This is a genomic window from Rheinheimera sp., assembly GCF_036782235.1.
Classification (GTDB): Bacteria; Pseudomonadota; Gammaproteobacteria; order Enterobacterales; family Alteromonadaceae; genus Pararheinheimera.
This window is the reverse complement of sequence record NZ_DAIPZL010000001.1, coordinates 38,080-62,189: the sequence shown is the minus strand read 5'-3', so window position 1 is coordinate 62,189 and position 24,110 is coordinate 38,080. Positions and strand designations below refer to the sequence as shown.

Below are 24,110 nucleotides of genomic sequence, written 5' to 3'. Positions count from 1 at the left end.
TCACGAAGAGTAAAGATTTTGCTGCAGAGCTTATGCTCAGGTTGTTGTTTGAAGCAGCTCAGAAAAGAGAGCGCTAACAGGGCGGGAGCAAAAAAGCAGCAGGGCCAGTCATTGGCCCTGCTGCTTTGAGGATCAGAATTTATAACCAATATTCAGCACAGCAATAGTTTTGCTGTCGCCGTACCGACCTTTGTCGGTGCGATCGCCCTGGCCTAAACCTGCGCCCAGCACCCAACCGCGGCCACTAAAACTGGTTAAGTGATAGTCATAAGTAACTAACACCAGCTCTTCAGCGTTGAAGATGTCGGATTCGGTGCCGTACATCACACCAAAAGCATGAGGGCTGCTTGCCGCAGGCGCCATTTGTACACCCAGCGCCGCACCATGAATACCCACACCGGCATAAAACGCCAGATTGTTCTCGCGATAGCTGATTTTGGCGCCTAAGTCACCATATTGCGGGCCAAAACCTGCAGCAGGGATAAATTCACCGGCCAGGATGGGCGTGCTCAGCAGCGCTGCTGCCATCATCATCAGGATATTTTTTTTCATATCAGCTTCCTTGATACCAGAGGCAATTGCTGTGTTTAAACAACTGCCGGATTCGACCACCAACAGCGGGTGCTGTGGGCTTCACGGGAAAAGTGCAGGTGAGTGTAAAGGACAAAAATGAATTTTACCTGACTAGAACCGCAATATTGCTGCATGCTTTACCTGGTCTGGCCACAATTTTATTGTTTTAGCGCAAGCACAGTTGAGTTTTTGCACAAATTGCCTTTGATATGCCATAAAGTGAAATAACAAAGCCAAGCCGCCACAATTTTGCCAGGCCCAGGCCCAGGCCCAGGCCCAGGCCCAGGCCCAGGCGGTGCGCCGTAAAAAGCGCCGTGAAAAACGCACGCAATAAGCCGTCAGAAGCACCGTCAAAATTGGCCGTTTTCAGGGACTTAGAGATGCAACAACAGAAATCGGGGTATGTACCACAAGGGCGCAGCAATCTGCTGTTATTGGGGCTATTGGGCCTGCTGCTTATCGTAGCGGCCGGTTTTTGGGTTCAGCATTATGCTAAGCAAAATGGCAACAACAACGTGCTGCGCGCCAATGGCCGTATTGAAGCGACCGAAATTGCCATCGCCAGCAAAAGCCCGGGCCGTATTAAAACCATTTTGGTGGACGAAGGGGATTTTGTCAGTGCAGGCCAGTTGCTGGCAGAGGTGGAGTCCGACGCTTTGCAGGCGCAGTTGGCTCAGGCGCAGGCGCAGTTAAAACAAAGCGAAAGTATGTTGTTAACGGCACAAAGCCAGGTACAACAAAGAGAAAGTGAAAAAAATGCGTTAAAGGCCGTGCTGAAACAACGTGAAGCTGAGTTGCAAGCGGCCCTTGCCAGAGCCAGCCGCACTGAGGCGCTGGCACAAAGTGGTTCAGTGTCCAGACAGCAGGCCGATGACAATGACACTCAGGTGGCCAGTGCCAAAGCTGCGCTCAGTGCTGGCTTGGCGCAAATTACTGCAGCAGAAGCGGCCATGACCTCAGCCAAAGCGCAGATTTTATCGGCGCAGTCGGCAGTGGAGGCCGCTGTGGCCACAGTACACAGAGTGGAAGTGGAGCTTAGGGACACTCAGTTAACGGCGCCCCGCGCCGGTCGGATTCAATACCGTATTGCCCAAAGTGGCGAAGTGGTGGCGGCTGGTGGCAAGGTGCTGAGTCTGATTGATTTAACGGACGTGTATATGACGTTTTTTCTGCCGTCCGCCAGTGCCGGCCAGATTGCCCTTGGCAGTGAAGTGCGGCTGGTGCTGGATGCAGTGCCACAAAGGTCTATCCCGGCCAAAGTGTCTTATGTGGCTGATGTGGCGCAGTTCACCCCCAAAACTGTAGAAACCGCCAGTGAACGGGAAAAACTGATGTTCAGGGTAAAAGCCAAAATCAGCCCGGCACTGCTGCAAAAGCATATTCAGAAAGTAAAAACCGGTTTGCCCGGAGTGGCTTATCTTCGCCTCGATGACAGCCAGCCCTGGCCTGACACGCTGCCGGAGCTGGCGCAGTGACCAGCGCAGAGTCTGAGGCCGGGTCGAGTCTGGCTGATTTCAGCAAAGTTGCTGCGCCCGTGGTTGCGCCTGTCGTAAAAGTGCAGTCGGTGTCCTTAAGTTACGGCAACACTGTGGCGCTTGTGGATCTGACTTTGCAAATCCCGGCCGGTCAGATGGTTGGATTGCTCGGGCCTGATGGGGTGGGCAAATCCAGTTTATTGGCGCTCCTTGCCGGCGCGCGGCAAATCCAGCAAGGCCGGATTGAAGTGTTGGGCGGCGATATCAGTAAAGGCGGTCACCGTCAGCGGGTTTGCCCGGCAATAGCCTATATGCCGCAGGGCCTTGGCAAAAATCTGTATCTGAGTTTGTCGGTGGAAGAAAATCTGCAGTTTTTTGCCAGATTGTTTGGCCATAATGCCGCCGAGCGCCGCCGCCGTATTGATGAACTAACAGCGGCCACAGGTCTTGCCGGCTTTTTAAACCGGCCGGCCGGTCAACTGTCGGGCGGGATGAAACAGAAGCTAGGTTTGTGTTGTGCCCTGATCCACGACCCTGAGTTATTGATCCTGGATGAACCCACCACAGGGGTCGACCCTTTATCCCGCAGCCAGTTCTGGCAGCTGATTGGCCATATCAGAGCACAAAAACCTGATCTCAGTGTGCTGGTGGCCACAGCTTATATGGACGAAGCCAGCCATTTTGACCATTTGCTGGTGATGAATGCCGGCACCTTGCTGGCGCAAGGCAGCCCGGCTCAGTTGTATCAGCAAACCGGATGTAGCACATTGGAAGCGGCTTTTATTCAGTTGTTGCCGCCTGAGCTTCGCGCTTTACATCAGCCGGTGCTGGTGAGCCCGCTGGCGGCACAAGCCGAGCCTGTGATAGCCATAGCGGCCGAGCAGCTTACGATGAAGTTTGATGATTTTGTCGCTGTTGACGCCGTGAGTTTTCAAATCCGGCAGGGCGAAATTTTTGGTTTTTTAGGCTCAAACGGTTGTGGCAAAACCACCACCATGAAAATGCTGACCGGTTTATTGCCGGCCAGTAGCGGCAAGGCCTGGCTTTTTGGTCAGGAGCTGACCAGCCATGATTTATCCATCCGCAACAGGGTGGGTTATATGTCGCAATCCTTTTCTTTGTATAACCAGCTGACGGTCAGGCAAAACCTGCAGCTGCATGCCAGGTTGTTTCACCTGCCGGAAGAGCAAATTGCCGGACGTATTGAGCTGATGCTCAGTCGTTTTTCGCTTAAAGCGCAGCAACACAGCCTGCCTGATCAGTTGCCGCTGGGGATGCGCCAGCGTTTGTCGCTGGCGGTTGCCATGGTGCATCAGCCGGAGCTGCTGATCCTGGATGAGCCCACCTCTGGTGTGGATCCGATAGCACGCGACCAGTTCTGGCAGCTGATGCTGGATTTAGCCCGCAATGACAAAGTCACTATTTTTATCTCCACCCATTTTATGAATGAAGCAGAGCGCTGTGACCGCATCTCCTTGATGCACGCCGGCAAGGTGTTGGTCAGCGACACACCGGCCAATTTAGCGGCTGATCATCAGGATTCGCTGGAGCAGGCTTTTATCTGGCATTTGCAGCAGGCCGGAGCTGGTGCGCCTACTGCTGCTGTGTCGGAGCCTGCAACCCTGCATCAAACAGCCGTGCCAGCTAAAAAGCCCGCCAGTCGCAACCGGCTTTTTAGCTGGCGGCGGTTATTCAGTTATTCCCGCCGCGAAGCGCTGGAGCTTAAAGGTGATCCTATCCGTGGTGCGCTGGCGCTCTTTGGCAGTCTGGTATTGCTGCTGTTTTTTGGCTACGGCATCACCATGGATGTGGATGATTTAACTTTTGCCGTGCTGGATCAGGATCAGTCGTTATTAAGTCAAAATTATGTGCAGAACCTGGCTGGCTCCCGTTATTTTATTCAAAAACCGGATTTAACCAGCCAGGCGCAACTGGATGCCCGAATGCGCAGTGGTGAACTGGCGCTGGCACTGGAAATTCCGCCTGGTTTTGGCCGGCGTTTAAGCCGGGGCGAGCCGGTTGAAATTGGTGCCTGGATAGATGGTGCCATGCCTACCCGGGCCGAAACCACCAAAGGTTATGTGCTGGGCATGCATCTGCATTGGCTGGCGCAGCAAGCCAGGCTGCATGGCGGGAGCAGCACCCTGAGCCAGCAGGCTGTGGTGCAAACCAGGTTTCGATATAACCCGGATATCCGCAGTTTAGTGGCCATGGTGCCGGCGCTGATCCCGATGTTGCTGCTGATGATCCCTGCGCTGTTAACAGCGCTGTCGGTAGTGCGGGAAAAAGAGCTGGGCTCCATTATTAATTTGTATGTGACACCGGTCAGCCGGCTGGAGTTTTTATTGGGCAAACAGCTGCCCTATCTGCTGCTGGCGCTTCTCAATTATGCGCTGATGCTGCTGATGGCCGTGACCCTTTTTGCCGTGCCTTTTACCGGCTCACTGTTGGCGTTGTCGCTGAGCGTGCTGGTATTTGTGATTTTTGCCACTGCTTTTGGCCTGTTGGCTTCTACTTTTACCCGCAGCCAGATAGCCGCCATTTTGTTAACTGTACTTGGCACTATTATTCCGGCGGTGCAGTTTGCCGGCATGATCAACCCGGTGTCGGCGCTCGAAGGCGGCGGGCGTTTGATTGGTGAACTGCATCCGGCCAGCCATATGCTGACCATCAGCCGCGGGGTTTTTAGCAAAGGGCTGCAGCTGGCCGATATTTACCCTTCGTTACTGGCGATTACCGCTGCAGTGCCTGTGGTGCTGCTATCGGCGCTGTTGCTGTTAAAAAAGCAGGAGCGCTAAGATGAAACAACAGCAGACAACAACACAACAGGGCTGGCGGCAAAAGCTGTTAAATATCTGGTTTTTATTACAAAAAGAGTTATGGAGCCTGTGGCGGGAGCCTGTGATGTTGTTGCTGATTGGCGTGAGTTTTTCGCTCAGCATTTACCTGGCCGGTTCGTCTTTACCCGAAACCTTACATAAAGCCGCTATTGCCATAGTGGATGAAGATCAGTCGCCTTTGTCACTGCGTATCCAGAGTGCGTTTTACCCCCCTTATTTTGTCAAACCGGCGTTATTGGCACTGGATGAAGCCGACGCTGCGCTGGATGCCGGTCGTTATAGTTTTGTGCTGAATATTCCGCCTGAATTTCAGCAGGATGTGCTGGCCGGGCGTTCGCCTGCACTGCAGTTAAGTGTGGACGCCACCCGTATCAGTCAGGCTTTTAGCGGCGCCGGTTATATAGAGCAGATAGTGACAGCACAAATCAGTGAATATCAGCAAAAACACCGCAGCAACACAACGCTTCCGGTGGAGCTGGTGCTCAGGGCCAGATTTAATCCAAACCTGAAAAGTGCCTGGTTTGGCGCTGTGATGGAGCTGATTAATATGGTGACGATGATTTCAATAGTGCTGACAGGCGCTGCGCTGATCCGTGAGCGTGAGCATGGCACCATAGAACATTTATTGGTGATGCCGGTGACACCGGCGGAAATTATGCTGGCAAAAATTCTGTCGATGGGCGCTGTGGTGCTGATTGCCACTGCATTGTCGCTGCATTTTGTTATTCAGGGTGTGCTGCAGGTGCCGATTGAAGGTTCAGTATTATTGTTTTTAGCTTGTGCCGCTTTGCAGCTGGCCGCCACCACCTCAATGGGCATTTTTATGGCCACCATTGCCCGCTCCATGCCGCAGTTTGGTTTGATGATGATCCTGGTGTTATTGCCACTGCAGTTGTTGTCGGGCGGGATGACCCCCAGAGAAAGTATGCCGCAGCTGGTGCAGTATCTGATGCTGGCTGCACCCAATACCCATTTTGTGCAGGCGTCACAGGCCATTTTATACCGTGGTGCCGGTTTTGCTGTGGTATGGCCGCAGCTTTTGGCATTAAGCCTGATAGCGGCCACCCTGTTCTGGTTATCACTGGCCAGATTCCGCGCCACATTGAGTAAAATGGCTTAAGCAATATGGCCAACACAACCTGAGCAGAGGCTTTTACAGCCTCTGGCCAGTCGCTGAGTTAACGCCGCTGAGTTAACGCCACTGAGTTAGCGCTGATAAATCTGATCAAAAATACCACCGTCGCCAAAATGTTCTGGCTGCACTTTGTCCCAACCGCCAAAACTCTGGATATCCACCAGTTTGATGGCCGGGAATTGTTTGGCGTATTTGGCTGCAACTTCAGCATCGCGTGGCCGGTAATAGTGTTTGGCGGCAATTTCCTGGCCTTCTTTACTGTACAGATATTGCAGATATTCAGTGGCTGCAGCTGTGGTGCCTTTGGCATCGGTGTTTTTCTTCAGCACGGCTACTGAAGGCTCCGCCAGCACTGACACTGAAGGCACCACAATTTCAACTTTGTCGGCACCCAGTTCATTAACCGCAAGATAAGCTTCGTTCTCCCAGGACAACAAGACATCACCAATCTCACGCTGGACAAAAGTAGTAGTTGAGCCACGGGCGCCGGAATCCAGCACAGGCACATGGGTATAAAGTTTACTGACAAAGGCTTTGGCGCCTTCTGATGAGCCGGTGTTTTGCTGCGCCCAGGCCCAGGCGGCTAAGTAGTTCCAGCGTGCACCTCCCGAGGTTTTTGGATTGGGAGTAATGACTTCCACGCCGTCTTTGACCAAATCACCCCAGTCTTTGATGTTTTTTGGATTGCCTTTACGCACCAGAAACACAATGGTGGAGGTATAAGGGGCGCTGTTTTCTGGCAGGGCGCTGACCCAGTTATCCGGCAGCAACTTGCCAATACGGGCCACGGCATCAATATCAGCGGACAGCGCCAGAGTGGCCACATCGGCTTTCAGGCCGTCGATAATAGCGCGTGACTGACTGCCGGAGCCGCCGTGTGATTGTTCAATTTTAACGGTGTCGCCGGTTTTGGCCTGATAATGTTTGGCAAAAGCCTGGTTATAGTCGCGATACAGCTCGCGGGTTGGGTCGTAGGACACGTTCAGTAGGGTGATTTCTTTGGCTTGCGCCTGGCCGGCAAAGACAGTGCCAAGGGCAAGCACCAAAAATGCGATACGGGATTTGCTCATAGTGTGCTCCAGTGGAACCTGTGTTCCTGATTCAATGGTTCTGTCCGTTGTTTTGGTCAATTGGTGTTCTGGCCCGGCGCTTCATGTTCCGGGCCTGGTTAAAAACAGCGTTAAAATTCAGCTTTGACGCGCAGACCGATATTGCGCGGGTCGCCGACATGGCCATACACAGCACCCGAGTTACCGGCCTGAATGCTGAGGAAACTTAAATAATCTTCATCAAAGGCGTTGCGGGCATAAATCGACACATCGGTGCCATTGTCGGTTCTGAACCCCAGGCGCAGGTTGACCAGCGTTGAGGCTTCCACCACCAGGTATTTCGACACTGACGCATCTGAGTTCCAGTCTGAGCGGTAACTTAAATCAGCCGCGCTGTACCATTCACCGGGGATATGAAAAGAGGGGCCACTGAAGCCACCGCCCCAGCCGTATTCAGTGCCGAGTGAACCGGCATTTTTTGACACGCCAGGCAAGTCGCGGCCGGACAAATCAAAGGCGGCTGTGCCGGATGCCAGCTCTTCCAGTGGTGGCGGGCCATTGCGGAACGAATCATATTGGCCGTCGGTGTAAGCGTAAGTGGCGTACACCGACCAGCTGTCGGTCAGCTGCGCCCGGCTATCAAATTCAAAACCACGCACGCTGACTTTTTCGATATTGGCGAGATAACCGCGTAAAGCGCCCGGGCCTGCATCAACCACGTTGGCCTGATAGTCGGTGACTTTGGTGTCATAAAGTGCAAAGTTGGTGGTCAGGCGTCGCCCCAGCCATTGTGATTTCAGCCCCAGCTCGACTGTGGTGGATTTTTCCGGTTGCACTGTGGCGCTGACCAGCGACGGATTGCCGGCAGCGTCGGTTGGAATACCGGCCGCATTAATACCACCGGATTTATAACCGCGGGCCCAGTTCAGATAAACCAGCTGGTCATCGTTGAAGTCATAAGCAAGGTTTAATTGACCGGTCGGGCTCGAATCAGAGAACTCGGCATCATATTTCTGGTTACGGGCAATACCACGTTTGGCGGTGATGAGTGCAGCGTCCGTGGTTGTCAGACCGCCGCTTGCCACCTGGGTAAAATCACCGGTTTTTTCTTCTTTGGTATAACGCACACCCGGTGTGACACGAAAATCCTCTGTGATATGCCAGGTCGCCTGGGCATAAGCGGCGTAAGAATCTGTGCTGGAGTACACGTCAGTGTTGGAAGTGTAACCATCAATCAGGTTCGACGGGACGCTTATGCCTCCTGACAGGGTCTGGCCAATCAGCCAGCGGGCGCCGTCTTTGCCCCATTGTTCAGTGCCGTGGGTTTCCACGTCCTGCGCAAAGGCGTATAAACCTGCCACCCAGTCCAGTTCGCCGCTGCCATTAGCGCTGTTATTTGAAGCGAGGCGGAATTCCTGACTCCATTGCTCCTGCGCCGAAGGGTTATTTGATTTGGTGCGAATGGCCAGTGCTGTGTAATCGCGGTCATTTTGGGGTGTCCAGTCCCAGGCGCGCACAGCGCTGATGGAGGTAAAGCTGTAATCACCTAAATCCCAGTCGACTTTAGCGCTGCTGCCTTTAAGAATTTGCCGCGCCTGAATGGTTGAATTGACATCCACCAGCCGGTCATAAGGGTTTTCGCTGGCTGGTTGGTAATTCAGCGCTGCAGCTAATGCCGGGAACTGCGAAGCGGCAGAACGTTTGGTGGCACCATAACGTACAAACACCTGGGTATTGGCATTGGGGTTCTGGTAAGCATAATCAGCCGATAACTTAATGGTTAAATCCGGTGCTGCTTCAATCAGCAGCTGGCCACGTAGCGCCTGGCTGTTGGTATCATTTTGTTTGGCGCCTGTGGTGACGTTATAGACAGTGCCGTCACGACGAGTGCTGGATGCAGCCAGCCGGCCTGCAACTTTCTTCGTTAAACCGCCAGAGATAATGGCTTTGCCCTGGGTATAACCATCTTCGCCTAAAGTCACTTCAGCTTTGCCTTCCGGCGTAAAAGTCGGGGCTGCAGTGCTCAGGTTCAGCGCACCAGCCGTGGTATTTTTGCCAAACAAGGTGCCTTGTGGCCCGCGTAATACTTCGACCCGTTCGATATCTAACAGATCAACGACCGCAGAGCCTGGCCGGGCGTAATAAACTTCATCCACATAAAAACCAACACCGGATTCCAGACCGTCGTTGGTCAGGCCAATCACACTGCCAAGGCCGCGAATGGTCACCGCAGTATTGCGTGGGTTGGAAGAAATCAGCTGAATAGAGGGTTGTAAGCGTGTCAGTTGTTCAGTGGAATAAGTGCCGGTTTTATCTAAATCCTGCGCAGTCAGCACCGAAATGGCGATAGGCACGTCCTGCACATTTTCTTCTCTTTTACGGGCCGTGACTTTGATCACCTCCAGCGGCGCAGCTGTTGCCACTGCAGCGCCTGTTGCAACCTCAGTGACAGCGCTGCTGCTATTGTTGTCTGCCAGCAGGGCGGGGCTGGTGATGATGGCGAGACTGGCAGCCAGCGCCACAGGGTTAAGGGCGCGATAGCGACGGGTTGGCAACTCCAGCTTTTTACTTTTTGTGCCGTAATACAGATTTAAATCAGATTGCACTGACATGGTTTACTCCGTTTGTGTTAAGTCGTTTTATCGTTCAGTTGTCACTGCGCGACTTCCGGTGATCCGGTCAGTGCATCGATGCCAAACTTTGGCTAACGCCGTTTAGACGTCTGCACTTCCTTAAGTGCATCACTGGATGTTAGGTGGATTAACCATAATAAAAAAGTAACTAAATAAGATTTATTATTCCTAAATGGAATATAACGAGCTCGCTGTAAATTGCTGTTGCAGGCTGGCTCAGCCGGTTGCATAACAGCTGGCGTTTGTTGTGGTCTGGCTGATTGGCTGACTGGAGGCTGTGGTAAAAAAAAGCCCGCAACAAGGCGGGCTAAAATTCCAACAGGACGAGGAAAGGTTCGCTGCAGCGGCTGGCCCGGAATGGATCGGCCACTGTCGCAACACACAACAACAGGGCAATGTTGCTGTGATGTGGTTAATTTAGTTAGATCAAAAAAGAATTACAATAAAAATAAATATTGCAAAAAAGAATATGTTATTTCGGGACATAAAAACTGACATGTTGTGCTTTTAATTCTTTTTTGGAATATTAAATTAGTTATATATTATTTATGGTTATGTATGGCTTTCTGTTTTAATAACAGTCATCTGACAACCAGCTATGGAATAATGATGAAGGAATGGCAACAAAATCAGTCGCTTGAACAGCAGCGGCTGGTGGCTGAGCTGCTGAAGCAACTGGAGTCGCTGATAGGGCCTGTTGAATTTGGCAAAGTGGAATTGGTATTTCATCAGGGCCGTCTGGTGCAACTGGAGAAAACCGAAAAATTGCGGGTGCAATCCGGTTGAGCCGCTACGGCTGATAGCGCCCGTGCCGGGGTCTGTCTGCTGTTGCCCGGGCTTGTGTTTACTGAGCTTTAACCTGGCACTGCGGCAGTAGCGGTTTTTTGGTATCTGTTGGCGCATAAAGTGGCAATTTGCCGGCGCAGCCACTGATGCAACAAATCGTCCTGACAGCGGGAGTGCCAGATTTGGCTGATCTGCACCGGTTTTAGCGTTAAAGGGCAAGGCAGCAGCTGTAAGCTGTCATGCTGTGCCACTGCGGTTTCAGCCACAGAGCGTAAGCAGGTTAATAACACATCGTTGTGCAGCACCAGCGCAGGCGGAGCCATAAAACTGGAAATGCCGGCGCACACATGGCGTTTTTGCCCGAATTTAGCCAGCTCTTTGTCCACAATACCGTCTAAATCGCCGGTCAGGGTGGTGACTATATGCTGCGCCTGACAATAAGATTGCAGCGTTAGCGGTGCACCGGCAAGCGGGTGCTGGCGGCGCAACAGTACAACAAAATCTTCCTGATACAGCTGCTGCTGATACAAGGTTTGGGGCAAATCGGTATAAAAACCGGCAATGGCCAAATCACATTCACCACGCTCCAGCTCCTGCCTGGGTAATAATCCCATTGTATTGCGGGTCACCAGCTGCACAGCGGGCGCTTTTTCCAGCAACAGCTGTAATAACGGCGGTAATAACAGGCTTTCAATATAGTCAGTGCTGTACAGATAAAAGCGGCGTTGCTGCTGCAAAAAATCCAGGCTCTGACTGTCCTGATAAAAAGCTTCCAGCTGACTGGCCAGGGCCAGCACCTGCGGTGCCAGCCGGATAGCTTTAGGAGTGGCTGTCAGGCCGCGGGCCGAACGTACAAACAAGGGATCCGCAAATTCGTGGCGCAATTTATTTAATTTATGGCTGAGCGCCGGCTGGCTCAGTGCCATACGCTCGGCCGCAGCTGTAACATTCAGCTCTTCAAATAACACCTTAAATAACAGCAGCAGGTTCAGATCTTTGTTTTGAATATTCATAATTTGAATTACACAGATTTAATCTATTCATTTCCCGTGATGTTAGCTGCTGTCTACACTTTGCACCAGTCGCAGCCTGGACGGGCCAAAACCCCGCTGCGGTAAACAACCTGAACCACAATGCCGGCAGCGCCGGCGCCGGAGTGACAGATGAACAACTTTTTAATGGTAAAAAAATTAATGCTGGCTGCAGTGCTCAGCCTTGGCAGTCAGCTGGCGCTGGCGGCAGATAAAGTGCTGATCGTGGTCACCAGCCACCAACAGCTTGGCAACAGTGGTGAAAAAACCGGTTATTGGCTGGGCGAAGTCACCCATCCATACCAAAAACTGCTGCAAGCCGGTTTTGAGGTGGATATTGCCAGTATTCAGGGTGGACAAGCACCGCTGGATGCACGGAGTGTGGCGGAAAAAGATGCGGTCAATGACTGGTTTCTGGCAGATAAACAACACGCCGATAAACTGAACAACAGTAAAAAACTCAATGAGTTAACGCCAACAGCTTACAAAGCTGTGCTCTTTGCCGGCGGTCACGGCACCATGTGGGATTTCCCGTCTGATACAGCGCTGCAGCAGCTGGCCGCTGCCATTTATCAGCAAAATGGTGTGGTGGCTGCTGTGTGTCACGGTCCTGCGGCTTTATTAAATATCCGGCTGAACAATGGCCAATATTTAATTGACGGCAAAAGGCTGACCGGTTTTAGTAACACTGAAGAAGATGCCGTAAAACTGACAACAGTGGTGCCATTTTCGCTGGAAGATCAACTGCGTCAAAGAGGTGGCCGTTATGAAAAAGCCGCCGACTGGCAGGTGAAAGTGGTGACAGATGAACGGCTGGTGACAGGACAAAACCCACAATCAGCCGCCGAAGTAGGTGCCGCAGTGGTGAAGTTATTACAGGCCAAATAACAGCAGCTGTGCTAAACAGCGGATAAAGTGCAGCACAAGTGCTGTAAAAAGTGCAGCAACGGGTGCAGTAAATAGTGCAGCAAAGCGCGCAACAACGAGGATAGGTGATGCAACAACAAGATGAATATATACCACCCAAAGTCTGGGTCTGGGATCAACAAAACGGCGGTGCTTTTGCCAGTATCAACAGGCCTGTTGCCGGCGCCACCCATGAAAAAACGCTGCCTACAGGCCAGCATCCGCTGCAGCTTTATTCGCTGGCCACCCCCAATGGTGTCAAAGTGACCATTATGCTCGAAGAGCTGCTGGAGGCTGGTTTTTCCGGCGCTGACTATGACGCCTGGCTGGTCAGTATCCGCGACGGAGATCAGTTTGGCTCGGGTTTTGTTGCCATTAACCCCAACAGCAAAATTCCGGCTTTAGTGGATAGGTCGGTACAGCCTGAGCTTAGGGTATTTGAGTCCGGCAATATTTTGTTGTATCTGGCAGAAAAGTTTGGCGCTTTTTTACCAACCACTCTGGCAGAGCGCACCGAAGTGCTGAACTGGTTGTTCTGGCAAATGGGCAGTGCGCCTTTTTTAGGCGGTGGTTTTGGCCATTTTTACGCTTATGCCCCGCAAAAATTCGAATATGCCATTAACCGTTATGCGATGGAAAGCAAAAGGCAGCTGGATGTATTAGAGCGCCAGCTGGCGGTGCAGCCTTATGTGGCCGGGCAAGCATACAGCATTGCCGATATCGCCATCTGGCCCTGGTATGGTGCCCTGGTATTAGGCCGTTTATATAACGCCGCTGAATTTCTTGATGTGCAAAGTTATCCCAATCTGCAGCGCTGGGCAAAAACCATCGATGCCCGTCCTGCGGTACAACGCGGTGTTAAAGTGAACCGCAACTGGGGAGAGCCGCACGAGCAGCTGCCGGAGCGCCACAGTGCCGCTGATTTTTTGCCGCTGTCGGCAGCTGAATAACCACAAAGAGTAAAGCGACCTGAGTCAGGCAAGCCGGGTCGCTTTGCTGCAGCCACTTTTTTGTTCTGCCCTCAGGCGCTGTTGTCCTTATTCTCCCGTCACCGCTGTGTTATCAGTTCAGGCCAAATGTCGTTATTGCCGGCTCAGGTCGTGGGGTATTGCCTTTGTTCTTGCTATCAGATTATGTCTTGACATAAAGATTCTTCATGTATTAAATAAATGTATCTTCAGGTGAAGATACATTGTGTTGAGATACAGGCCAAGAACTCGAAGGGAGAGCAAAATGAAACATCTGATCCAGGTTGCCGGCATTATCGACCGGCAGGAAGCACAACTGATCGTCGATGAAGGCGTGGAGTGGCTGGGTTTTCCATTGCGGCTGCCGTCGGGTCGTGACGATATCAGCGAGCAGGCTGCTATCGATATTATTGCCGGGCTGGAACAACCACATGCCGGTGTGCTGATCAGTTATATGACGGACGCTGAAGAGGTGAGTACATTTTGCCGCCAGCTTGGTGTGACCGCAGTGCAGCTACATGGTGATATCAGTGTTGCTGAAATGCAAAAACTGCGTCAGTTAAGACCTGATCTGTGCATTCTGAAAAGCCTGGTGGTGAAAGAGGATAACGCTGACGAGCTGCTGCAACTGGTGGATCAGTGTGCAGAATATGTCGATATGTTTATTACCGATACCTATAACCCGAAGACGGGGGCAAAAGGGGCGACAGGTTTAACCCACAACTGGGATGTCAGTGCTGAACTGGTGCGGCGCTCGCCAAAACCACTGATGCTGGCCGGTGGTCTGAACCCGGATAATGTGGCTGCAGCCATCCGTCATGTCCGTCCGGCAGCTGTTGATGCCCATACCGGGCTGGAAGGGCCGGATGGGCGCAAGGATGTGGCGAGGATCCGTCGTTTTGTTGCACAAGCCCGTCAGGCTTTTGCCGAATTGGCCGCCTAACCCCTGTCAGCCCGCCCTTTGCCGGTGGGCTGTTTTGTTGCAAGGAGCATCTTATGTCTGCACAAACTCTGCCGGTGACCCCGCTGCATTGCGGCCCGGCACTGCCTGTAATCGAACTGGCACAAACTGACCGCCTGCGTGCTCTGCATGCCCAGATGCGGGATAAAAGAGCCTGTCAGTCTACTTTTACCTTTTATGCTGATCAGGTGATCCGCTTGTTGCTGGAGCAAGCTTATGCCTTGTTGCCCTTTAGCGATTATCAGGTGACCACGCCACTGGGAGTGCCCTATCAGGGCAAACGTCTGGCGACCGGGCTCTGCGCCGTTTCTGTGATGCGGGCCGGTGAGAGTATGGAATTTGAATTGCAACGTATTAACCGCGACATCCCTATTGGCAAAATTCTGGTGCAGCGCCATCAACAAAGCAAACAACCCCATTTGTATTACAGCAAACTGCCGGGAAATATCGCTGACGGTTATGTGATGTTATTTGAACCTATGCTGGCGACCGGTGGCTCGGCCTTATGCGCGCTGGATGTTTTGCTGGAAGAAGGCGTGAGAGCGGACCGTATTTTGTTACTGAATTTATTGTCATCACCGGCCGGCCTTGCCCGCATTGCGCAGCAACAACCTGCAGTGCAGATCATCACCAGCAGCATTGAACAGGGGCTGACTGAGCATGCTTATATGCTGCCGGGTATTGGTGACTTTGGTGATCGTTATTTTGGTACCTGGCAGGCGGAGGCAGTATGAGCAGCAGGTCTTACACGCTGGCGCTGCTGTGTGGGGGGCTGGCTGCAGTGATCTGGGGCAGCACCTATGTTGTCACCACAGAACTGCTGCCGCCGGACCGACCTTTGCTGGCTTCGCTTGCCCGCGCCTTGCCGGCCGGGCTGTTGTTATTGTTATGGCAACGCCAGTTGCCACAAGGCCATTGGTGGTGGCGCTCTGCCTTGCTGGGTAGCCTGAATATAGGTTTGTTTTTTTATTGTCTTTTTGTGGCTGCTTATCATTTGCCGGGTGGGGTAGCGGCGCTGGTGATGTCTTGTCAGCCGGTGCTGGTGATGTTGTTCAGTGTGTTTTTATTACATGAAAAACTGCGGTTGCGGCCTGTGCTTGCCGCCGGTATTGCCAGTGGGGGTGTTGCTTTGCTGGTTTCGGTGCAGGGGGCGGCGTTGTCGCTGACAGGTGTGGTGGCCGGCGTTCTCGGCGCTGCTTCAATGGCGCTTGGCATAGTGCTCAGCAAAAAATGGCCCAAGCCAGCCCATATCAGCCTGGTGACTTTTACCGGCTGGCAACTGCTGGCCGGCGGTTTGTTGTTGTTGCCGCTTGCTTTGTATCAGGAAAGTTTACCTGCACAGATCAGCCTGCAAAATCTGGCCGGTTACAGTTATCTCTGCCTGATTGGTGCTGTGCTGGCGTATTTGTTGTGGTTCCGAGCTTTACAGCGTTTGCCGGCAGTGACTTTGTCATTTTTAACCTTTACCAGCCCGGTTTCGGCTTTGCTGTTTGGCTACCTTGTTTTAAATCAGCAGCTTACTTTGCAGCAATCGTTGGGGGCTGTGGCTATTTTGCTGGCGATAGTGCTGGCACAACGTCCGCCGGCACCTGGGGTGCCGGCTGCTGACACTTCGTTGACCCCCTTACCTAAAGGAAAATTCTGATGGCATCTTTATATAGTCCGCTGACAACAGGCGCTCTGGCGCTGCAAAACCGTTTTGTGATGGCTCCGATGAGCCGCAACCGTGCCACAGCCGATGGTCTGGCGACAGCGCTGATGGCGCAATATTATGCCCAGCGTGCCAGTGCCGGCCTTATGATCAGTGAAGGCATTCAGCCCAGTATCACAGGCCAGGGATTTGCACAATCACCAGGTTTACACAACCAGCAACAGGCCGACAGCTGGCGGCCTGTCACCGCAGCTGTCCACCGTCAGGGGGGCCGTATTGTGGCTCAGCTGATGCACGCCGGCCGGATCGGTCATCCGTCTTTATATGCCAGTGCCCATCAGTCACTGGCACCTTCGGCTATTGCGGCCAATGGTTTGGCGTATACCGCCGCTGGCCCGCAACCTTATCCGGTGCCCAGGGCTATGACAGGTGCTGATATCCGGCAATGTATTGATGATTTTGCTATTGCCGCCCGTTTTGCCATCGAAGCAGGTTTTGACGGTGTGGAAATTCATGCCGGTAACGGATTTTTGCTGCACCAGTTTATGACACAACACTGTAACCAGCGGACCGATCAGTATGGTGGCTCAGTGCAAAACCGGCTGCGACTGACACTGGAAGTGGTGGCTGCTGTCGCTGACGCCATAGGCGCCCATCGCACCGGCGTGCGCTTGTCGCCACAAAATCCATACAATGATATGCAGGAAGCGGATGCAACGACGCTGTATCCGGCCTTATGCCGTCAGTTGCCAGCAGATCTGGCTTATCTGCATCTGATGGAAGCGGCAAACCGCGATATGACCTTGCTGATACGGCAGTTATGGCAGGGTTGTTTGATCCTGAACCCGCACCACAGTGCCCAGTCCGGCCCTGTGACCCCACAAATTGCCGCAGAAGTTCTGCAGCAGGATCTGGCAGATGCGGTGGCCTTTGGCGCTTTATTTCTGGCCAATCCGGATCTGGTAGCCAGAAGCCGGCGTGGCGGGCCTTATAACCAGCCTGATCCCAGCTTTTTTTATGGTGGGGATGCCACAGGTTATACCGATTATCCGACTTTGCAGTTATCGCCACGGGCCGAGCCTGAAAGTCTGAGCTGAATAAAACAGCCGGGCTTTACCGGCTTTGGTGCGGACAACAGGCCCGGTCACAGGGCCTGTTATTTACATCCCCTGCGACTGCAACAGTTTTTTCAGCAACAGCGCCAACTGCTCCCGCTCGGCCAGGCTCAGTGCTGCCAGCAGCTGGTCGCCTTTTGCCAGATGTTTGACCAGCGCTTTATCAATAATCTCCAGCCCTTTTGGCGTTAGAGACACCAGCACACCACGACGGTCGTGTGGATCCGGGCTTCGCATGACCAGTTGTTTTTCTTCAAGTTTATCAATTCTGTTGGTCATAGAACCCGAAGTCAGCATCAGGGTTTGCAACAGTTGATTGGGCGTTAAGGTATAAGGTTTGCCTGAGCGGCGTAAGGTGGCAATCACATCAAACTCGCCGCCATTTAAGCCAAATTCACTGAAAACTGTGCTCAGTTCCCGGTCAAATAATGCACAACTGCGTACCAGCCGGCCCATCACCGCCATAGGTGCCGGGTTGAGGTCAGGACGCTCCTGCTGCCACTGCTGGATCACCAGATCCACTAAATCATCTGTCATTTTTATCTTCTCGTGAAGTTTCTTTATAGGAAGGAATATTAGCTTGTGATTGATCACTGAGCAATAGCTGGCGGCAGGGCATAAAAACTTAACAAAGACATTATAAATCAATGATAAACGGCATGATTCTGTTTGATTGTCCTCAGCTTTATGACAATGTCATTAAATTATTAATCTTCATATAAAGATACTTGTTATAAAGATTTTGACTGTTATCTTGACATGGCAGTTTTCAACAGCGGCGGTGAAGCAGCCGCCGGTAAGTTTTTATCGAACGACAAGGAGGCAAAAAGAATGGAAAGAGTACAGTCAGGGGCAAGTGTTTTAATGCGCCCAGTTCAGACACAGTTGCATAAACAATCTGCACAGGGTTGCAGTGACTTGGCCACATTATTGTTATGGCAATGCCAGCAGCAGCCAGATGCAGTGGCGGTGCGCACCCATCAGGAAGAACTGAGTTTTGCCAGCCTGGTGCAACAGGCTGGTGATATAGCGCAGCAGCTGGCCGGCCGGATGCAGTCAGAGCAGCAATGTATTGGTTTGTTTATGGAACCTGGTACTGACTTGATCCGAGGTGTCTGGGGTATTCTGTTTGCCGGTGGTTGTTATCTGCCATTGTCCCCCGAATATCCGGCCGAGCGTATTCAATACATGCTGGCAGATGCCAAAGTGTCCGTGGTGTTAACCCAGCGGCATTTACGCGCACAACTGCAGCAGTTGGCACCGCAGGCGCTGACGATTTTAACAGTGGAAGATCTACCTTCAGCTTTGCCGCCATTTCAGCCCCGGCTCAATGCCCGGCAGCTGGCTTATATGATTTACACCTCAGGCAGCACCGGCAAGCCAAAAGGGGTGATGATTGAACATCAAAGTATCACAGCGCAGCTGCTGTGGCTGGCAACAGAATATGGTTTTGATCACAGCACGGCCATATTGCAAAAAACACCTTTTAGTTTTGATGCGGCGCAGTGGGAAATTCTGGCGTCGGCCATGGGGGCGACTGTGGTGGTTGGAGCAGCGGGTATCTACCGTGACCCACCGGCTTTATTAGATACAGTGGCTGAGCTTGGGGTCACAGTGCTGCAGGGCGTGCCAACCTTATTACAGGCGTTGCTGGAAGTACCGGGCTGCACTATGGCCACTGGTTTAAAGTTTATCTTCAGCGGGGGGGAGTTGTTAACCCGGCAATTGGCGTCTGAGCTGCTGCACACTTTTACACAGTGCCGGCTGGTAAATCTGTATGGCCCGACCGAGTGCACTATTAATTCTTCTGCTTTTGAAGTGACAGCCAGGCAGCTGGCACAGATCCCGCTGGCGGTGCCTATTGGTTATCCGGTGGCAGACACCCGTTATTATGTGTTGGATGCGGCTTTACAGCAGGTTGCCCCCGGTGAAATTGGTGAACTTTATATCAGTGGTGTTCAGCTGGCGCGTGGTTATTATCAGCGTCCGGATTTAACGGCCGAGCGTTTTATCGACAATCCACACAGTGCTGATCCGCTGCATCAATCCCTGTACCGCACCGGCGATCTGGCGCGGGTGGAAGCGGATGGCAATACCCATTTTGTTGGCCGGGCGGATAATCAGGTGAAGCTGCGTGGTTACCGGGTGGAACTGGATGAAATTCGGCTGCAGATTGAAAAACACCGCTGGATTAAAAATGCTGCTGTGCTGGTACAACAAGACAGCCGTACCGGCGGTGATCAGCTGATTGCTTGTATCGAACTGGACAAACAACAAGCCAGCCTGATGGATCAGGGCCGTCAGGGGGCGCACCATCAGTCAAAACAAAACAAATTACAGGTTAAAGCTCAGCTGTCCGATGCCGGACTGCGCCAGAGCCATCAGCTGTTGGGTTACAGTCAGCTACCGCTGCCGGGCGCAGAAGCAACGGCTGAGCAAAAAGCGCTGGTATTTGCCCGTAAAACTTACCGCTTTTTTCAGGGCGGCGCCGTCAGTCAGCAAGATTTAACCGCTTTATTACAAAGTACAGCACCAAAGCCTGCCAAAGTGCAGACTTTATCCAACCTGAGTTTTGCCGATTTTGGTTATCTGCTGCGTTATTTTGGCCAGTTTCACAGCAGCGAACGGTTGTTACCCAAATATGGTTTTGCGTCCCCCGGCGCTTTGTACGCCACTCAGCTTTATCTGGAAATTGACGGCCTTTTTGGCTTGGACAGTGGTTTTTATTATTACCAGCCAAAGCAGCACAGCCTGTATTTAGTGGCGGCTAAAACAGCAGCGACAAAACCTGGCCTGAAATTGCATTTTCTCGGCCGGGTGAGTGCCATTGAACCTGTGTATCAAAACAATATTGCCGAAGTGCTGGAGATGGAAGCCGGCCATATGCTGGGGCTGTTTGATCAGGTGCTGCCTGGTTTTGGCCTTGGTATTACAGCACAGAGTTTTGAGCCGGCGCTGCAACCGCTGTTGGCCGTTGATGAACAGGACTTGTATCTGGGGTCTTTTGCTGTGGATAGCTGGGTGGCACCGGATTGCCCTGTGACCCAGATTTTGCAGGTGCAGCCCGATGCTGTGCCGGGTTTGGCTGCTGGCCAGTATCTGTGGCAAGGCACCAGTTTACAGTTCCTCGATGAAGAGCGCATCGAAGAATCGGACGTGATTGCTATCAATCAGCAGGTGTATCAACGCGCCAGTTTTGGCATTGGTTTATTAAGTCAGAGCAAGGACAACTGGTATCAGTACATTGCGCTGGGACGACGGTTACAGCAACTGCAACAAAATGGCTTGCAGTTGGGGTTGATGTCGTCGGGCTATAGCTCAAAATCGGGTGCGCCGCTGAATGCCGCGCTTCGGATGGATGCACTTTGTGACGTCCGGCAGATGCCAAAAGCGGCATTTTATTTTGCCATAGGCGGCAAAGTGAGCCTGCAGCAGCAAGCCTGCACTGGTATGCAGGAAGACAGTATCCATATGCGTGGTCCAGCCGAAATTTTGCGGGATGAACTGCAAAACAGTCTGCCCGCTTACATGGTGCCCAACAATATTGTGGTGTTTGACCGTTTCCCGCATACCGCCAACGGCAAAATTGACTTGCAGGCGCTGCGTCAGTCCCCTCAGGTGCAAAGCAACAACAATGCAGCTCCAATGCTGGCCCCCCGGAACCACACAGAAACCTTATTGCTGAGCCTGTGGCAGCAAAGTTTGCGGCTGGCTCAGGTGTCGGTGCTGGATGACTTTTTTGCCTGTGGTGGCAACTCGTTAAAAGCGGTGGCGCTGATGCACCAAATCAATCAGCAGTTTGCGTTGCAATTGCCGATGCAGGCCATTTTTACTGCCCCCAATATCGCTGCTTTGGCCGAATTGGTGCAACAAGCCGCAACAGAGGGCAAAGAGCAGAGCCGGTTATTGCCGCTGCATCAGGCACAGAGTCAACAGAATATTTTCTGCTGGCCCGGTCTTGGTGGTTATCCGATGAATCTGCGTTTGTTGGCCGAAGCCACTGCCGGCGGGCAGAATTTTTATGGGGTAAAAGCTGAAGGCCTGGAACCTGGTGAACAGATCCAGCCCGATATCAGTGCCATGGCGCAGGCGGATATTGTGTTGTTAAAGCAGGTGCAGCCAGAGGGGCCTTATCGGATCTGGGGTTATTCTTTTGGCGCCCGGGTGGCCTTTGAAGTCGCTTATCAGCTGGAGCAACAGGGGGATGTGGTAGAGCAGTTATTTTTACTGGCACCGGGTTCGCCAAAGCTACAGTGTGAAAATCACAGTGGTTTGGCTGATTTTACCGAAGCTGCTTTTGTCACAGTGTTGTATTCGGTTTTTGCGCAGAAAATCAGTGGGCCTTTGTTACAACAATGTCTGCAACAGGCCCGTTGTCAGGACTCCTTTGTCGATTTTATCTGTCAGCACTACCGCACTTTGCCAAGACAGCTGGTGGACAATATTGTCAGTCTGGTGCGTCAAACCTATCAGTACCGTTATACCTTTGCCGAACTCAGTCAGCGCCGGCTAAAGGTAGCCCCTGTACTGTTTAAAGCCAAAGGTGATGATTATGCCTTTATTGAGGCGGTTGGCCGCGAGCTGGGCTTAGTTGAAGTGCAGCTGGAAGCTTGTCATTACGCCCTGTTGCAGGCCAGTGGTATGAAAGAGCTGAGTGGTTACATTCAGCGTTACCAGCAGCTGAGCCGGCAACTGGAAATATTGCAGTCTGCCTGAGCTGAAAAGGCTCAGCCAAACCCCCTGTGCAAAAGCACGGGGTGTTATTCACCCGCCGGCCGGTTTGTCCGGCCTGCATTGAATCATCAGGAAAATATCATGCAACAATCCCTTTTGACCGGCAGGGCCACCCGGCAGCTGCCACTTTATTACAGTGCTGAAGTGAAGGCTGCACTGGCGCAACAGCAAGCAGTGGTAGCACTGGAGTCCAATGTGATTTGTCAGGGGTTGGATTACCCGCAGAATTTGCAAACGGCACTGGCGCTGGAGCAGATAGTGCGGGACAAAGGTGCTGTGCCGGCCACACTGGCGGTGTTGGATGGCAAAATCCGGGTTGGTCTGACGCACGACGAACTGGTGTATCTGGCCACCCGGCCGCAAACCCCCAAAATCAGCAGCCGTGATTTGGCTTTTGTGCTGGCAAGCGGCAGCAGTGGTGCCACCACTGTGGCCTGTTCTTTACAAATTGCGGCCCATGCCGGCATCCGCTTTTTTGCCTCGGCTGGCCTGGGTGGGGTGCACCGTGGTGCACAACAGAGTATGGATATTTCCGGTGATTTGATTGAATTGACCCGGAACGGGCTGGCTGTGGTTTGTGCCGGTGCCAAAAATATCCTGGATCTGGGACTGACGCTGGAGTTTCTGGAAACCCATAATGTGCCGGTCGTTTCTTATCAGTTTGATGATTTTCCTGCGTTTTATTGTCGATCTTCCGGTTTTAAAGCGCCAAGACGATTGGACGACCCATGGCAGCTGGCCGCCGCTATTGAATGGCAAGCTGCACTGGCACCACAGCTTAGCACCCTGATTTGTACACCCACAGCAGAGGCTGACGCTTTAGACGCCGCTTTGGTGGAGCAAGCCATTGGCGAAGCCACGCAGGCCGCGGCACAAACTGGCATCAGTGGCAACGGCCTGACCCGTTTTATTATGAAAGCCGTTGAGAAGGCAACAGCCGGTTTATCGGCGCAGGCCAATGCGGCAGTGCTGCGCCATACCACAGCAGTGGCTGCTGAACTTGCCGTGGTGCATGCCCGTTATTGCCAGCGACAGCAGCAAGCTGGCAGCCAGGCTTTTGGTTGACAAAAAAAATTTCATTATATATCTTCACATAAAGATACTTTACGTAAACATTGCTGCTCTGTGTCAGAGTCAGCCTGTCAGGAGGACACCGATGAAACTGATGCCATGGTCTATCACCGTTATTTTGCTGGTTTTGCTTGCTGCTGTGGTTACTTTGTTGCGCCAGTGGCAGCAAAACGGCCCGGTTAGCAGCGCTGAACAATCTGCTACTGTCACGGCCCAGACTGTCGCCAGTCAGCCCTATCAGCCCAGGCGTCAGGTGAGTGGGGTGCTCAAAGCGCCCCAATATCTGCAACTGACCAATGAATTGTCCGGCACCGTCAGCAGGATCAATTTCAGTTCAGGCGCTGTAGTGGAAAAAGATCAGGTGTTGCTGGAAATTGATCATCAGGAAGAACTGGCAAGGCTGGCAGCCACTGAAGTGCGGCTGTCACAACAGCAAAAAACGGTGCGCCGTTATCAGCAACTGTACCAGGGACAAAAAGTCAGTACTGAAGCGCTGGAGCTGGCGCAGGCCCGCCTTAGTGAATTGCAGGCTGAGCAACAGGTGTTGCAGACAGTCATTGGCAAAAAAGTGCTGAGGGCACCGTTTCGTGCCAGAGCCGGTATTCATGATCTGCAACAAGGCCAGTTTTTAGAACGTAATCTGGTGTTAACAACGCTGGTTGGCCTGACCGACCACAGTTGGGTGGATTTTTCGGTACCCCAGGGGTTACCTGAACTGGCAGCCGGCGACAAAGTGGATGTTTATCTGCCCGGCAAAACACAGGCGATGACGGCGCAGGTGGTTTCAGTGGAAGCAGAAGTCAGCAGCAGGCTGCGTCAGCTCAGATACCGGGCCAGTTTGCCAGGCAGCCAACAACAATTGCGCGCCAACCAGCTGGTGCAGGTTGATTTTGCCACAGGCCAAAGCCGGTTGTTGCCGGTGATCCCGGCCACTGCTGTGGTGCGTGATCAACTGGGTGATTATGTGTATTTACTGGAAAAAGACCAGGCCGGCGTGCTCAGGGCCAGAAGGCAACAGGTGCAGCTGGGCGCCAGACTGGGTGAGCAGGTGTTGGTCACAGCGGGCCTGCAACAGGCGCAGCTGATTGCCAATGAGGGGGCTTTTAAACTGCGCGATGGTTTAAGGGCACAAGTGGCGGTTGCAGCACCCGACAGCCTGACTGCGGCGGCGGAGCTCTGAAC

The 24,110-nt window shown here is 52.7% G+C and carries 18 protein-coding genes; 13 read left to right on the top strand and 5 right to left on the bottom strand.

The genetic code is table 11. From position 1 onward, the window contains the following. Nucleotides 1-132 precede the first annotated feature (132 nt). On the bottom strand, nucleotides 133-552 hold the full coding sequence (locus V7P87_RS00235) for a hypothetical protein (RefSeq protein ID WP_333795636.1): 420 nt from the start codon (nucleotides 550-552) through the stop codon (nucleotides 133-135). A gap of 401 nt (nucleotides 553-953) precedes the next feature. On the opposite strand from V7P87_RS00235, the gene V7P87_RS00230 reads away from it, so the two are divergent. From V7P87_RS00230 to V7P87_RS00220, 3 genes are read left to right on the top strand one after another with little or no spacing between them, the layout of a single operon-like run. After that, a complete protein-coding gene (locus V7P87_RS00230; RefSeq protein WP_333795635.1) occupies nucleotides 954-2,048 on the top strand; it encodes an HlyD family secretion protein in 1,095 nt (364 codons plus the stop codon). Next, on the top strand, nucleotides 2,045-4,846 hold the full coding sequence (rbbA, locus tag V7P87_RS00225) for a ribosome-associated ATPase/putative transporter RbbA (RefSeq protein WP_442967907.1): 2,802 nt from the start codon (nucleotides 2,045-2,047) through the stop codon (nucleotides 4,844-4,846). The genes V7P87_RS00230 and rbbA overlap by 4 nt, the downstream gene beginning before the upstream one ends. 1 nt (nucleotide 4,847) lies before the next feature. After that, nucleotides 4,848-6,008, top strand: coding sequence for an ABC transporter permease (locus V7P87_RS00220; protein ID WP_333795634.1), 1,161 nt, complete (start codon nucleotides 4,848-4,850; stop codon nucleotides 6,006-6,008). A gap of 86 nt (nucleotides 6,009-6,094) precedes the next feature. Here V7P87_RS00220 and V7P87_RS00215 read toward each other — a convergent pair whose 3' ends face one another. Beyond that, a complete protein-coding gene (locus tag V7P87_RS00215) occupies nucleotides 6,095-7,093 on the bottom strand; it encodes a sulfate ABC transporter substrate-binding protein (protein ID WP_333795633.1) in 999 nt (332 codons plus the stop codon). 110 nt (nucleotides 7,094-7,203) lie between these two features. After that, the gene (locus V7P87_RS00210) at nucleotides 7,204-9,684 is read right to left on the bottom strand and encodes a TonB-dependent receptor (RefSeq protein ID WP_333795632.1); all 2,481 of its coding nucleotides are present in this window, start codon (nucleotides 9,682-9,684) and stop codon (nucleotides 7,204-7,206) included. Between the two features lie 630 nt (nucleotides 9,685-10,314). Between V7P87_RS00210 and V7P87_RS00205 the strand changes: the two genes are divergently transcribed. Further along, the gene (locus tag V7P87_RS00205) at nucleotides 10,315-10,491 is read left to right on the top strand and encodes a YezD family protein (protein ID WP_333795631.1); all 177 of its coding nucleotides are present in this window, start codon (nucleotides 10,315-10,317) and stop codon (nucleotides 10,489-10,491) included. Between the two features lie 68 nt (nucleotides 10,492-10,559). Here V7P87_RS00205 and V7P87_RS00200 read toward each other — a convergent pair whose 3' ends face one another. Beyond that, nucleotides 10,560-11,504, bottom strand: coding sequence for a LysR family transcriptional regulator (locus tag V7P87_RS00200; protein ID WP_333795630.1), 945 nt, complete (start codon nucleotides 11,502-11,504; stop codon nucleotides 10,560-10,562). A 150-nt stretch (nucleotides 11,505-11,654) separates the two neighbouring features. On the opposite strand from V7P87_RS00200, the gene V7P87_RS00195 reads away from it, so the two are divergent. From V7P87_RS00195 to V7P87_RS00170, 6 genes are all read left to right on the top strand, one after another. Then, nucleotides 11,655-12,410, top strand: coding sequence for a type 1 glutamine amidotransferase domain-containing protein (locus tag V7P87_RS00195; RefSeq protein WP_333795629.1), 756 nt, complete (start codon nucleotides 11,655-11,657; stop codon nucleotides 12,408-12,410). 107 nt (nucleotides 12,411-12,517) lie between these two features. Further along, complete coding sequence (yghU, locus tag V7P87_RS00190; RefSeq protein ID WP_333795628.1) at nucleotides 12,518-13,378, top strand: glutathione-dependent disulfide-bond oxidoreductase; 861 nt, start codon at nucleotides 12,518-12,520, stop codon at nucleotides 13,376-13,378. Nucleotides 13,379-13,661: 283 nt separating this feature from the next. Continuing rightward, nucleotides 13,662-14,339 carry a phosphoribosylanthranilate isomerase gene (locus tag V7P87_RS00185; RefSeq protein ID WP_333795627.1) on the top strand — a complete coding sequence of 226 codons (678 nt, stop codon included), beginning with the start codon at nucleotides 13,662-13,664 and terminating at the stop codon, nucleotides 14,337-14,339. Nucleotides 14,340-14,392: 53 nt separating this feature from the next. Continuing rightward, on the top strand, nucleotides 14,393-15,091 hold the full coding sequence (gene upp, locus V7P87_RS00180; protein WP_333795626.1) for a uracil phosphoribosyltransferase: 699 nt from the start codon (nucleotides 14,393-14,395) through the stop codon (nucleotides 15,089-15,091). Next, nucleotides 15,088-16,002: an EamA family transporter gene (locus V7P87_RS00175; RefSeq protein ID WP_333795625.1), complete on the top strand. Its 915-nt coding sequence runs from the start codon at nucleotides 15,088-15,090 to the stop codon at nucleotides 16,000-16,002. Before upp ends, V7P87_RS00175 begins: the two co-directional genes overlap by 4 nt. Next, entirely contained in the window at nucleotides 16,002-17,105 is a 1,104-nt protein-coding gene (locus V7P87_RS00170) for an alkene reductase (protein ID WP_333795624.1), read from the top strand. Before V7P87_RS00175 ends, V7P87_RS00170 begins: the two co-directional genes overlap by 1 nt. Before the next feature lie 63 nt (nucleotides 17,106-17,168). On the opposite strand, the gene V7P87_RS00165 is transcribed toward V7P87_RS00170, so the two are convergent. After that, nucleotides 17,169-17,660, bottom strand: a complete 492-nt coding sequence (locus V7P87_RS00165) for a MarR family winged helix-turn-helix transcriptional regulator (protein WP_333795623.1) — start codon at nucleotides 17,658-17,660, stop codon at nucleotides 17,169-17,171. A 327-nt stretch (nucleotides 17,661-17,987) separates the two neighbouring features. Between V7P87_RS00165 and V7P87_RS00160 the strand changes: the two genes are divergently transcribed. From V7P87_RS00160 to V7P87_RS00150, 3 genes are all read left to right on the top strand, one after another. Continuing rightward, nucleotides 17,988-21,839, top strand: a complete 3,852-nt coding sequence (locus V7P87_RS00160; RefSeq protein WP_333795622.1) for an amino acid adenylation domain-containing protein — start codon at nucleotides 17,988-17,990, stop codon at nucleotides 21,837-21,839. Nucleotides 21,840-21,938: 99 nt separating this feature from the next. After that, entirely contained in the window at nucleotides 21,939-22,922 is a 984-nt protein-coding gene (locus V7P87_RS00155) for a pseudouridine-5'-phosphate glycosidase (RefSeq protein WP_333795621.1), read from the top strand. 91 nt (nucleotides 22,923-23,013) lie between these two features. Next, nucleotides 23,014-24,108 (top strand): efflux RND transporter periplasmic adaptor subunit, encoded by a 1,095-nt coding sequence (locus tag V7P87_RS00150; RefSeq protein ID WP_333795620.1) that lies wholly within the window; start codon nucleotides 23,014-23,016, stop codon nucleotides 24,106-24,108. Nucleotides 24,109-24,110: the final 2 nt, after the last annotated feature.